Here is an 11,622-nt window from a genome sequence, read left to right on the forward strand (position 1 = left end):
GCGCGAAAGCGCGGGAGGAACTGCCAATGTCCGATACGATGCCGATCGAAGAATATCTGTTGAAGGGTGGCGTGCTGACGTCGCCTGACAATGTGACCCCGCGTTATCGCGGCGAGCTCCTGCGCCTGATGGCAAGTTTCGTCGACAGCGAGCTTGCGGGTGCGGCCGGCTTTGCCGACACGATCAACGATGCGCCTGGCATCAAGGAGCGCATCGCGTCTGCCAAGATCGTGCTCGAAAAGACCGACCACGCCGGTCGCGTGCTCGAGATCATGGGCAGCTTCGGCGCCGATACCGGCCGCTATGCCGTCCATCACCCCTGGGATGCCCGGCTGACGCGTGAGGCTGATATTGGCGCGGCACGTCAAGGCGGCGATATGCGCCTCTCGGTCTTCCACTATCCTCTGCATGGCTGGGTGGACGCTGTCATCATGAATGTGCTCATGGGCGCGGCAAGCACCATCCAGCTTCGCGAGCTTACCCACGTCTCCTATCAGCCGCTTGCCGAAGTGTTTCGCGCCATCCTACCGCGCGAGGCGCACCATACCGAGCTTGGCATCGAGGGCTTGAAGCGGATTGCCGAAACGGAAGCTGGGATGTCGCAGGCGCGGGAAGCGATCGCCTATTGGCGTCCGCGCGTCGCCGCGAGCTTTGGACACTCCGGCTCGGCTCGCTACGAAACATTGGCGCGCTTCGGCCTCCGCCATACTCCCAATGAGGCGCTGCTGACCGAATGGCAGGCAGCTGTCGACGCGCAGCTCATTGCGCTTAATCTGAACTGACCCGGAAGGATACGACAATGAACGTTCTGGTAAACCCGCCGCGCCGGCTCGAAAGCTACGTCTATGGCCGCTGGGTTCCCGGTACGAAGGATGGCGCTCTGCTGCTCGATGCGTCGACGGGCGCACCGGTGGCGACAATCGATTCCACCGGCGTCGACTTTGCCGCGTCTCTTGCATACGGCCGCGAGAAGGCAGGCCCGGCCTTACGTCGCATGTCCTTCCATGAGCGCGCGGCGATGCTGAAGGCTCTCGGCCAGGCACTGATGGATCGCAAGGAAGAGTTCTATGCACTTTCCTCGGCCACCGGTGCTACGAAAGCCGACAGCTGGATCGATATCGACGGAGGCATCGGCACGTTGCTGTCCTATGCCTCGAAGGGCCGACGCGAGCTGCCCAACACACGCGTCCTTGTTGACGGCGACGTCGAATCCCTGTCGCGTGACGGTACCTTCGCTGCCCGGCACATCCTGTCGCCGCTGCAGGGCGTTGCCATTCACATCAATGCCTTCAACTTTCCGGTCTGGGGGATGCTGGAAAAGCTTGCTCCGACCCTGCTCGCCGGCATGCCTGCTATCGTCAAGCCGGCCAGCCAGACGGCCTATCTGACCGAACTGGTCGTACGCCGAATGGTCGAGACGGGTCTGCTTCCGGAAGGAGCGGTGCAACTGGTCTGCGGCTCCGTGGGCGACCTGCTGGACCATGTCGACGGGCAGGATGCGGTCACATTCACCGGCTCGGCCTGGACCGGCCGCAAGCTGAAGACGCATCCGGCGATCATCGAGAATTCGGTCCGCTTCACCATGGAGGCAGACAGCCTCAACGCCTCCGTTCTCGGCCTCGATGCAGCGCCCGGCACGGAGGAGTTCGATCTTTTCGTCAAGGAAGTCTCCCGCGAAATGACCGCGAAGGCCGGCCAGAAGTGCACGGCCATCCGCCGGGTCATCGCGCCTAGAGCCTATTGTGACGCTTTGGTTTCCGCTCTGGGCGAACGCCTAGGCAAAACCGCGCTCGGCAACGCCGCCGATGAAAATGTCCGCATGGGACCGCTCGCGAGCCTTGCCCAGCGCGAGGAGGTCCGCTCCCGCATCCGCGATCTCCTGGCTGATGCTGAGATCGTTGCCGGTGATCCGGACACTCCGCGCGTCGTTTCCGGCGACGCCAAGGCCGGTGCCTTCCTCAATCCCGTTCTGCTATATTGCGACAAGCCGTGGGAGGCGCGCGCCGTTCACGACATTGAGGCTTTCGGCCCGGTCAGCACGGTCATGCCCTATGACAGCGCCGAGGAGGCCGTCGATCTTGCACGCCGTGGCAAGGGAAGCCTTGTTTCCTCAGTCTTCACCAACGATTCCGCCTTTGCCGAAGAGGTTGTCCTTGGAATGGCGCCCTTCCACGGTCGCGTTCTGATAGGCAACCGTGTCAGTGCCAAGACCTCCACTGGGCATGGTTCGCCGCTGCCGGGTCTGGTGCACGGTGGTCCGGGTCGTGCTGGCGGCGGCGAGGAACTCGGTGGGCTTCGCGGTGTGAAGCACTACATGCAGCGCACCGCCGTACAGGGCTCGCCAACGCTTCTCTCCGCTGTGACTGGCCGCTGGGTTTCTGATGCTGACGTCCGCAAGGATGCTGAGCATCCGTTCCGCAAGTCGCTCGCTGAACTCAGGATCGGCGACCAGCTTGTTACTGGCACGCGCACCGTCACGCTTGAGGATATCGAGCACTTCGCCAACTTCACCGGCGATACCTTCTATGCCCACATGGACGAGGAGGCAGCCAAGGCCAATCCGTTCTTCGATGGACGTGTCGCCCATGGCTACCTGATTGTCTCCTTTGCCGCCGGTCTTTTCGTCGATCCGGCTCCCGGCCCGGTTCTTGCCAATTACGGCGTTGACAACCTGCGTTTCCTGACGCCGGTCAACCCGGGCGATACGCTTCAGGTGCATCTCACCTGCAAGGAAATCAATCCCCGTATCGGCGCCGAGCATGGCGAGGTCCGCTGGGATTGCCGGGTGACCAATCAGAATGCTGCGACGGTCGCACAATACGACGTGTTGACGATGGTTGCCAAGACAAGGGACTGATCGAGATGGCGCAGGTCTACTCCTATGATGGCGTCGTGCCCGTCATCCACCCGGCGGCCTTCGTCCATCCGGCCGCGGTGGTGATCGGTGACGTCATCATCGGACCGGCCTGCTATGTCGGGCCTTGCGCAGTGCTGCGTGGGGATTTCGGACGCATTGTCATGGAGCGTGGCTCCAACGTTCAGGAGACCTGCGTCGTACACAGCTTTCCCAACGTCGAAGTTGTGATCGGCGAGGAGGGCCATATTGGCCACGGCGCCGTGTTGCATGGGTGCCAAATTGGCCGGAACGCCATGGTGGGAATGAACGCGGTTGTCATGGACGAGGCGGTGATCGGCGAGAATTCGATCGTTGCCGCCATGGCCTTCGTCAAGGCCGGAGCTGAAATCCCTCCAAATAGCCTCGCCGTCGGTTCGCCGGCGCGGGTCATCCGCGAACTCAGCGAGAAGGAAATCGCCTGGAAGCGGCAGGGCACGGGCGTCTACCAGCGGCTGGCTCTCGAAGCGAAAGACAAGCTGCAGGCTGTCGAACCGCTCACCGAGCAGGAAACGGACCGCCGGCGCATCGTGGCCCCGGAATATGACCCGTTGATCCTGGAACGATTGAAGTTTGACGAATGATGCCGTTCAGCGAACAGCCTTGACGCCTTCGAGGATCAATGTCGTCGCGATATCGGCATATTCGTCGCGGCTGATCGGGCCACCGGGGCGGAACCACATATAGACCCAGTTCATCATGCCGAAGAGCGACATGGTCACCGGCATCAGCAGTGGCTTGTCGGTGTTGAGATCCGGGTTGATCTCGATGATGGTGTTGGAAAAGCGCTTGACGATCCGGCGCTCGATGGCGCGGAGTTCATCGAGCTGTTCCGCGGATAGCGCGTCGGTGCCGTTGAGCTGCACCTTGTGCTCATTGTCGGCACCACGATAGCTCTCAAGCACCTGCCGAACCAGCTGTCGAAGTCGCTCCTGCGGAGCAACATCGGGGTTGTCGGCGGAGGCGACAGCCGCCTCCAGCTCTTCCAGGTGATTGCGGATGATATCGAAGATCAGCGCGTCTTTGCTCGGATAGTAGTGGTAGAGCAGGGCTTTGGAGACATTGCTGCGCGAAGCGATGTGGGCCATGGAGGCTTTCTCCATTCCCATCTCCGCAAAAACGGCAGCGGCGCTGCTTAACAGGCTGCGTTGTTTCTCTTCAAAGTCGATCGCGCGCGTTCTTGCCATACTATTCCTGCGTTCCTGTTTCGTCCGACGCGCCCTCCACGCGATGGGTACCGAGAGTCTTATGGGCGCTTCCCAGAATGATCGTCATCCCGGGAAGCGCCGTACTCATTCCTTTGGTCGGTTATCGACGACCCGTTTTGCCTTGCCCTCGGAGCGAGCGACTCCACCCGGATCGCGAATCTCGATCTTTGTGGTAACACCAACGACGCTCTTGATGTAGTGGGCGAGGGATTTTGCCGAGGTGGCGCGCGCAATTTCGTCGGCCGCGTCAGGCGTGCACTCGACGTGAACCGTCATCTGGTCCATGCGCCCGGCCCGGCTGAGCTCGATCTGGAAATGCGGCGCCAGCCCATGACACTTTAGGATCTGTTCCTCGATCTGGGTCGGGAAGACGTTGACGCCGCGAAGGATCATCATGTCGTCTGAGCGACCGGTGATCTTTTCGATGCGCCGCATGGAGCGCGCCGTGCCGGGCAGCAGCCGCGTCAGATCGCGGGTGCGGTAGCGGATGATCGGCAGGCCTTCCTTGGTCAGCGTCGTGAAGACGAGTTCGCCCATCTCACCATCGGGAAGAACTTCGCCGGTCGAGGGATCGATGATCTCGGGGTAGAAGTGGTCTTCCCAGATATGCAGCCCGTCCTTGGTCTCGACGCATTCGCTGGCGACACCCGGCCCCATGACCTCTGAGAGGCCATAGATGTCGACGGCATGCATGTCGAATGACTGCTCGATCTCCTGGCGCATGGCGTTGGTCCAGGGCTCGGCGCCGAAGATGCCGACGGCAAGCGAGCTTTCGCGGGGATCGATACCCTGCCTGCGGAACTCGTCGAGAATCGAGAGCATGTAGGAAGGCGTGACCATGATGATGCGTGGCTTGAAATCCTGCATCAACGTGACCTGCCGCTCCGTCATGCCGCCCGACATCGGCACGACCGTGCAGCCGAGACGCTCGGCACCATAGTGGGCACCAAGCCCGCCGGTGAAGAGCCCGTATCCGTATGCAACATGGACCATATCCCCGGGACGGCCGCCGGCCGCCCGGATCGAGCGGGCGACCATATCCGCCCAGGTGTCGATGTCCTTCTGGGTGTAGCCGACGACGGTCGGCTTGCCTGTTGTGCCCGAAGAGCCATGGATTCGCACCAGTTTTTCCCGCGGCACGGCAAACATGCCGAAGGGGTAGGTGTCGCGAAGGTCTTTCTTGGTCGTGAACGGGAATTTCGCCAGATCGGCCAACGACTTCAGGTCGGAGGGGTGGACACCTGCTTCGTCAAATCGTGCACGATAGAAAGGTGAGTTCTCGTAGGCGTGGCCCAGAGACCACTTCATTCGTTCGAGCTGGAGTGCTGCAATCTCGTCGCGCGAGGCGGTCTCGAGAGCGTCGAGATCGCCGGGACGGGGGGATAGATCTTCCATGTATGTCTCCTCCGAAATAAGTGGCCGGCGGCTTACGCCTCTTCCGGCAAAAGAGTGCCCTTGACGGTGCGCGAGTGGCCGCGGAACTCGGCAATGTGCTCGCCGTTCTGATTGGTCACGTTGATATCGTAGATGCCGCCTCGACCGCGCCGCGAGACCTCGCGCGCGGAGGCGGTCAGCCGGTCGCCTTTGAATGCCGGCGCGATGTAGGTTACGGAACAGTGCTGCCCCACCGTGCGCTGGTTGTAGGTGTTGCAGGCAAAGGCGAAGGCGGAATCGGCCAGCGCGAAGATGTATCCCCCGTGGCAGGTGCCGTGGCCATTGGTCATCTCGGGCTTGACGATCATGGAGATCACCGCCGTCCCGGGTGCCACGCGCTCCATCACCATGCCTAGGTGGCGAGTGGCATTGTCCTCGCGCCACATCGCATCCGCACAGGCTTCGGCAAGCTCTTGCGCAGTCAGAACGAGCCTATTCGTCATTGCCCCTTGAACTCCGGTTTCCGCTTTTCAAGGAACGCGGCCACGCCCTCGGCATAATCGGTGCTGCGTCCCGCTTCGCGTTGCAGATCGCGCTCGAGTTCGAGTTGCTCATCCAGCGAGTTGGTCGCTGCCGCCTGGATGGCGCGCTTGGTCATGCCAAGGCCTTTTGTCGGTCCGGCAGCGAGTTTGGCGGCCAGAGCCGTTGCTTCGTCGAGAAGCGTGGCATCATTGACCGTTTTCCAGATGAGGCCCCAATTGGCTGCCGTCTCTGCGTCGAGTGGTTCGGCTGTCAGCGCCAAAGCCTTGGCCCTCGCTTCACCGAGGAGGCGAGGCAGGCTCCAGGTGCCACCGGAATCGGGCACGAGACCGATCTTGGCGAAGGCCTGAATGAAGCGCGCTGAGCGCGCTGCCAGCGTGATATCGCATGCAAGTGCGATATTGGCGCCTGCGCCCGCGGCAACGCCGTTGACCGCACAGATGACAGGTTTCTCAAGTGTCCTGATCAGGCGGATCAGCGGGTTATAGAAGAGCTCGATCGTCCGCCCGAGGTCCGGCGCCGCTCCGCCCTTGCGCGGGTCGCGGTCACCAAGATCCTGTCCTGCACAGAAGCCACGCCCGGCGCCGGTAAGAAGCACTGAACGCACTGATGCATCCTGATGCGCGCGTTCGAAGCCGGCTCGCAGTGCCAGATGCATCTCTTCGTTGAAGGCGTTGAGCTTGTCGGGCCGGTTGAGCGTCAGCGTGAGAACGCCATCGGCAAAGGCCGATAGGACGGTGTCGGATTCGGACATATTTCCTCCAGTTCCGCCAGGATCGGGCGGTTCATGAAAAAACTCTTGCATAAACCGACCGGCCGGTCAATTATAAATCCACTGCATGAGAGGAACATGTGATGGATGCCCTTTTTGACCGCCACCAGCCGACGCTTGCTGCCGCCTTGAAGGCGGTGCGGGAGCGCGGTTATTGGTCGGCTTATCCTGAAATCCCAAGCGGAAAGATTTATGGCGAAACCGCCAAGGATGATGGTCTGGCATCCTATAGTGCCCGTCTCGGCAAGCCTTTCGCTCTGCCTGGTCACCCGGGGACAGCGCACATCGGCGCGGAAGTCTCGCCGTTCGGCCCAGCGCTGGGCATTACTTATCCAGCCGCCGATGTCGACACGCTGATTGCTGCCTCGCAGGCTGCTGGGTCCGCGTGGGCCGAGGCCTCGGCGGAAATGCGAGTCGGCATCTGCATCGAAGTTCTTGCCCGCCTCAATCGCATGAGCTTCGAAATTGCCAATGCTGTCATGCATACGACAGGGCAGGCTTTTGCCATGGCATTCCAGGCGGGCGGACCGCATGCTCAGGATCGTGGCCTAGAGGCGGTCGCCTATGCCTACGCAGAAATGACCCGCACGCCGGCACAGGCGATCTGGACCAAGCCGCAAGGCAAGGGTGAGCCGATCGTTCTGGAAAAGCAGTGGCGGATCGTGCCGCGCGGCATCTCGCTTGTCATCGGCTGCCAGACCTTCCCGACGTGGAACAGCTATCCTGGCCTTTTCGCCAGCCTGGCAACCGGCAACACCATCATCGTCAAGCCGCATCCGGCTGCAATCCTGCCGTTGGCGATCACCGTTTCCGTTATTCGTGACGTGCTCGCCGAACAGGGATTTGACCCCAATGTTGTGCTTCTGGCAGCGGATGCTCCGGCCGCTGAAGTCACCGTTGATCTCGTGAAGAATAGGGCCGTGTCGATCATCGATTATACGGGCTCGAATGCCTTCGGTGATTGGGTACGCCGGAATGCCGGCGAGGCGCAGGTCTACACCGAAGAGGCGGGTGTCAATTCGATCGTCGTCGCGGCGACGGACGACTTCGCTGGCATGTGCGCCAACATTGCATTCTCGCTCTCGCTCTACAGCGGCCAGATGTGCACCGCGCCGCAGAACATCTTCGTTCCAAGGAGCGGTATCGAGACCGATCAGGGCCACAAGAGCTTTGACGACGTCGCAGGGGGAATCGCAGCCGCGATCGACGAACTTCTTGCAGATCCGGCGCGCGCTGCCGGTGTCTGTGGCGCGATTGCCAATCCGGCGACCGTGGCACGGATCGAGGCAGCCCGCGGACTCGGAAGGGTCATTCGTGACTCCGCTCCCGTCACTGTCGGGGATGTGCGCACGGCAACGCCGCTCATCATTGCCGTCGATGACGATAAGACGGACGCTCATGAGGAAGAACGCTTTGGTCCGATCGCCTTCATTGTCGCGGTCGCTGATGCAGGCGCTGGTATCGAAAAGGCTGCAAGCCTTGCCCGCCGCAAGGGCGCGATCACCGCGGCGCTCTACGACAACGACGAGCACCGGATAGACGCTGCGGTCGACGCGTCTGCCAAGGCCGGCGTCAACCTCTCGATCAATCTGACGGGCGGCATCTTTATCAATCAGAGTGCTGCTTTCAGCGATTTCCACGTCACCGGCGCCAACCCGGCCGGCAATGCCAGCCTGACCGACGCCGCTTTCGTTGCCAACCGCTTCCGCACCGTCATGTGGCGTCGCCCGAAGGCGGCGTGAACGGCGGGTGGTCGCGAACGAAGCCCAGCAATAATATTCTATCGGGGGAGACGATGATGAACCTTGCCATCAAGAAGCGTGACGGAATCGCCGTCGTTACTGTCGATAATCCGCCGGTGAATGCGCTTTCGCAGGCACTGAGGCAGGATTTACTGACCGCCGCGGAGACGCTCGACCACGATAGCGATGTTCAAGCTGTGGTACTGATCTGCGCTGGCCGAACTTTCATCGCCGGGGCCGATGTCAACGAGTTCGGAAAGCCGCCAATGCCGCCGCATCTGCCTGATGTCGTTGCGCGGATCGAGGCATCCCGAAAGCCTTGGGTCGCCGCAATTCACGGCAGTGCGCTCGGTGGCGGCCTTGAAATTGCTCTCGGCTGTCGTTTCCGCGTAGCGGCCGCTTCTGCCACCCTCGGGTTGCCGGAAGTTCGGCTTGGCATCGTGCCGGGAGCCGGCGGCACCGTCCGGCTGCCGCGTCTTGTCGGCCCGGCGCTCGCCGCGGATCTTGTGACAACAGGAAAGCCGATCAGTGCAACGGAAGCCCGGTCGCAGGGTCTGGTGGACGCTCTTATTGAGCACGATCTCGAGGACGGTGCCGTCGCTTTCGCGAGGTCGACCTTGCAACACACGCTGCCGCTGCCGCTTCGAGAACGGGCGGTCGCTGCTGTCGACGATGGTTTCTGGGGGACGACGACGAAGGCTGTCGCGGCACGTTCCAAACGCGAGGAAGCGCCGCTGCGGGCACTCGCCTGCGTCAGGAAGGCAGCCGAGGTCGACTTCGATGCGGCAATGGCTTTCGAGCGGGAAACATTTCTTTACCTGCGCGGTTCATCCCAGGCGGCAGCGCTGAGGCACGTCTTCTTTGCCGAACGTGGAGCGGCGCGTCCGCCGGAGCTTGCCGGCGTCCGTGCGCGAGACGTCAGGTCCGCCGCGGTCGTTGGTGGGGGAACGATGGGAGCCGGGATTGCCGCAACGCTGCGGGACGCGGGCTTGCCGGTCATACTGGTTGAAAGAGATGAAAGTGCGGTCGCACGCGGTCTGGCCAATCTGAAATCGATCTACGACGGCGCGGCTAAGAAGGGCCGGATAAGCGCGAGCGCTGCGGCCGAAAAGATCGGTGGTGTGACAGGAACAACCGACTACCGGGCGCTAGCCGATACCGATCTCGTGATCGAGGCTGTTTTTGAGGATCTTGACGTCAAGCGGCAGGTTTTTGCGCTATTGGCTGACAACTGCCGCGAGGACGCAATTCTCGCAACCAACACCTCTTATCTCAATCCGCAGGAGATCGCCGCGGAGATCCGCGGTCAGGATCGCTTCCTTGGCCTGCATTTCTTCAGTCCTGCGCATGTCATGAAACTGCTTGAGATCGTGCCCACGGCAGGCACGGCGCCGGAAGTTCTCGCAACCGCTTTTTCATTGGCGCGCATTCTCGGGAAAATTCCAGTACGGGCCGGGATTTGTGATGGCTTCATCGGCAATCGCATCCTCAAGGTAACACGCGCGCAGGCAGAAAGGCTGCTGTTATCAGGAGCAACGCCGGCCGCAGTCGATGCGGCGATGCGGACTTTCGGATTGCCGATGGGGCCGTTTGAAGCGCAGGATCTCGGCGGACTCGATATTGCCGGCTTTCAGCGTCGGGCCGCGCGTGGTCGCGGCGAAACGCCGTTTGCGCCGATTGCCGACCGGCTGTGCGAAATGGAACGGTTTGGCCAGAAGACCGGCGGCGGATGGTACGATTACGCGAAGGGAGATCGAACCCCGCAACCTTCGCCAGTGGTGGCGTCGGTGATCGCTGAAGCTGCACGCGGATTGGCCCAACGGGACTGGAGCGAGGAGGCAATCGCGGATTGCATCATCCTGCCCGTCGTCAATGAAGCGGCCGCGATACTCGACGAGGGCATCGCACTCAGAGCTACCGATATCGACCTCGTGAAAATACACGGTTACGGTTTCCCCCGCTGGAGGGGTGGGCCGATGCACTATGCTGAATACCGCGGCCTGAACGATGTCGTCGATCGCCTTGAGCAGTTGTCGCGCGACGGGTTGGCGACGCCGCCATGCGATTTGCTGCGGCGCGCTGCGAAAGCAGGCGGGTGGGCGGAGATTAATCAGGGGTAAAGTGCTAGATTAGAGCAATCTGCAGAGACCAGGGAGGGGATGATGCAGTCGTTGGTCACACCGGTTCACACGCCGATGGCGGTGGAGGATCTTGAAGCCAGGATACGCAAGGCCTGCGGCGCGTTCGATTTGGAGCCAATGGCGCCAACCGGCATCGTCGCGGGCGACGTTTCCACGCGGCGGATCGGTTTTTTTGACACGGTCGTCGTCGCGCTTGACGCTCGCCATGTGGCGCGCGGTGCGCGGGCAATACGCCAGGATCCGGGTGAGCATCTTTTTCTGCTGATCCAGGATGAGGGCCACTGCCGGATCGATCAGGGTGAACGTTCCACCCGCCTGTCGCCCGGCGACATGTTTTTGGTCGATTCTGTCCAGCCATCGTCCTTTGTCTATGACGGTGCGCGCTCAAACCAGCTTTCAATTCACATGCCACGCGCCGAAATGGTGCACCGCTTCGGCGCCATGTGCACGGGCGGTATCGCCTTCAGCCAGAGTGACCCACTCTGGTTGGCGATGCGCGCGGTAATCACGAAGTTGCTTGAGGAGCCCCTGGCCACGCAGCAGTTGAGCGAGGCACTGCTCAGCCTGATGGGCGCATATCTTCAGGGAATGGAGAGAGGCGAACAGCCGCGCTCCGGGCAGACTCTTCTTTCCCGTGCTCTGGCGATGATCGACCTCAACTGCGCGGATCCGACGTTCGGTGCCAGCGAATTGGCGCGGCGCTTGAATGTGTCCGAACGCATGCTGCAGCGACATTTCGAGGCGCTCGGCGAGACACCACGCCATCGCCTCCTCAATCGCCGGCTGGAACTCGCCAGAACGCGCCTGACAACTACCAGCTCCAAGAATGGCATCGCCGGAATTGCCTATGACTGCGGGTTCAACGACCTTTCCTATTTCTATCGCGAGTTTCGGAAGAAATATGGTCTGACGCCGGGCAGCGCCGTCCGCTGTCATTGACGGAATTGTCCAA

The 11,622-nt window shown here is 61.7% G+C and carries 10 protein-coding genes; 6 read left to right on the plus strand and 4 right to left on the minus strand.

Annotated elements, in window-relative coordinates; genetic code table 11:
• The first annotated feature begins 26 nt into the window (after nucleotides 1–26).
• The 3 genes from FZ934_RS27115 to FZ934_RS27125 are packed head-to-tail and all read left to right on the plus strand — an operon-like array spanning nucleotide 27 to nucleotide 3,477.
• The gene (locus FZ934_RS27115; RefSeq protein ID WP_153273856.1) at nucleotides 27–782 is read left to right on the plus strand and encodes a Phenylacetic acid catabolic protein; all 756 of its coding nucleotides are present in this window, start codon (nucleotides 27–29) and stop codon (nucleotides 780–782) included.
• Nucleotides 783–799: 17 nt separating this feature from the next.
• Complete coding sequence (gene paaZ, locus FZ934_RS27120; RefSeq protein WP_153273857.1) at nucleotides 800–2,857, plus strand: phenylacetic acid degradation bifunctional protein PaaZ; 2,058 nt, start codon at nucleotides 800–802, stop codon at nucleotides 2,855–2,857.
• Nucleotides 2,858–2,862: 5 nt separating this feature from the next.
• Nucleotides 2,863–3,477 carry a transferase hexapeptide repeat family protein gene (locus tag FZ934_RS27125; protein WP_153273858.1) on the plus strand — a complete coding sequence of 205 codons (615 nt, stop codon included), beginning with the start codon at nucleotides 2,863–2,865 and terminating at the stop codon, nucleotides 3,475–3,477.
• A gap of 6 nt (nucleotides 3,478–3,483) precedes the next feature.
• On the opposite strand, the gene FZ934_RS27130 is transcribed toward FZ934_RS27125, so the two are convergent.
• The 4 genes from FZ934_RS27130 to paaG all read right to left on the minus strand — a co-directional run bounded on the left by FZ934_RS27130 (nucleotide 3,484) and on the right by paaG (nucleotide 6,769).
• Entirely contained in the window at nucleotides 3,484–4,080 is a 597-nt protein-coding gene (locus FZ934_RS27130) for a TetR/AcrR family transcriptional regulator (protein ID WP_153273859.1), read from the minus strand.
• 105 nt (nucleotides 4,081–4,185) lie between these two features.
• A complete protein-coding gene (paaK, locus tag FZ934_RS27135; protein ID WP_153273860.1) occupies nucleotides 4,186–5,496 on the minus strand; it encodes a phenylacetate--CoA ligase PaaK in 1,311 nt (436 codons plus the stop codon).
• 32 nt (nucleotides 5,497–5,528) lie between these two features.
• The gene (gene paaI / locus FZ934_RS27140; protein WP_153273861.1) at nucleotides 5,529–5,978 is read right to left on the minus strand and encodes a hydroxyphenylacetyl-CoA thioesterase PaaI; all 450 of its coding nucleotides are present in this window, start codon (nucleotides 5,976–5,978) and stop codon (nucleotides 5,529–5,531) included.
• Nucleotides 5,975–6,769, minus strand: a complete 795-nt coding sequence (gene paaG / locus FZ934_RS27145; RefSeq protein WP_153273862.1) for a 2-(1,2-epoxy-1,2-dihydrophenyl)acetyl-CoA isomerase PaaG — start codon at nucleotides 6,767–6,769, stop codon at nucleotides 5,975–5,977. Before paaG ends, paaI begins: the two co-directional genes overlap by 4 nt.
• A gap of 101 nt (nucleotides 6,770–6,870) precedes the next feature.
• Here paaG and paaN point away from each other — a divergent pair, with 101 nt between their 5' ends.
• From paaN to FZ934_RS27160, 3 genes are read left to right on the plus strand one after another with little or no spacing between them, the layout of a single operon-like run.
• Nucleotides 6,871–8,529, plus strand: a complete 1,659-nt coding sequence (paaN, locus tag FZ934_RS27150; protein WP_153273863.1) for a phenylacetic acid degradation protein PaaN — start codon at nucleotides 6,871–6,873, stop codon at nucleotides 8,527–8,529.
• Nucleotides 8,530–8,585: 56 nt separating this feature from the next.
• Nucleotides 8,586–10,649 carry a 3-hydroxyacyl-CoA dehydrogenase NAD-binding domain-containing protein gene (locus tag FZ934_RS27155; RefSeq protein WP_153273864.1) on the plus strand — a complete coding sequence of 688 codons (2,064 nt, stop codon included), beginning with the start codon at nucleotides 8,586–8,588 and terminating at the stop codon, nucleotides 10,647–10,649.
• 42 nt (nucleotides 10,650–10,691) lie between these two features.
• Nucleotides 10,692–11,609 carry a helix-turn-helix domain-containing protein gene (locus FZ934_RS27160; RefSeq protein WP_153273865.1) on the plus strand — a complete coding sequence of 306 codons (918 nt, stop codon included), beginning with the start codon at nucleotides 10,692–10,694 and terminating at the stop codon, nucleotides 11,607–11,609.
• Nucleotides 11,610–11,622: the final 13 nt, after the last annotated feature.

Origin of the sequence: Rhizobium grahamii, assembly GCF_009498215.1 — a bacterium.
Lineage (GTDB): Bacteria > Pseudomonadota > Alphaproteobacteria > Rhizobiales > Rhizobiaceae > Rhizobium > Rhizobium grahamii_A.

Coding starts and splice junctions, on each gene's coding strand:
- FZ934_RS27125 (WP_153273858.1), top strand. CDS start 2,863: ATGGCGCAGGTCTACTCCTATGATGGCGTCGTGCCCGTCATCCACCCG.
- FZ934_RS27115 (WP_153273856.1), top strand. CDS start 27: ATGTCCGATACGATGCCGATCGAAGAATATCTGTTGAAGGGTGGCGTG.
- FZ934_RS27160 (WP_153273865.1), top strand. CDS start 10,692: ATGCAGTCGTTGGTCACACCGGTTCACACGCCGATGGCGGTGGAGGAT.
- FZ934_RS27155 (WP_153273864.1), top strand. CDS start 8,586: ATGAACCTTGCCATCAAGAAGCGTGACGGAATCGCCGTCGTTACTGTC.
- paaI (WP_153273861.1), bottom strand. CDS start 5,978: ATGACGAATAGGCTCGTTCTGACTGCGCAAGAGCTTGCCGAAGCCTGT.
- paaN (WP_153273863.1), top strand. CDS start 6,871: ATGGATGCCCTTTTTGACCGCCACCAGCCGACGCTTGCTGCCGCCTTG.
- FZ934_RS27130 (WP_153273859.1), bottom strand. CDS start 4,080: ATGGCAAGAACGCGCGCGATCGACTTTGAAGAGAAACAACGCAGCCTG.
- paaZ (WP_153273857.1), top strand. CDS start 800: ATGAACGTTCTGGTAAACCCGCCGCGCCGGCTCGAAAGCTACGTCTAT.
- paaG (WP_153273862.1), bottom strand. CDS start 6,769: ATGTCCGAATCCGACACCGTCCTATCGGCCTTTGCCGATGGCGTTCTC.
- paaK (WP_153273860.1), bottom strand. CDS start 5,496: ATGGAAGATCTATCCCCCCGTCCCGGCGATCTCGACGCTCTCGAGACC.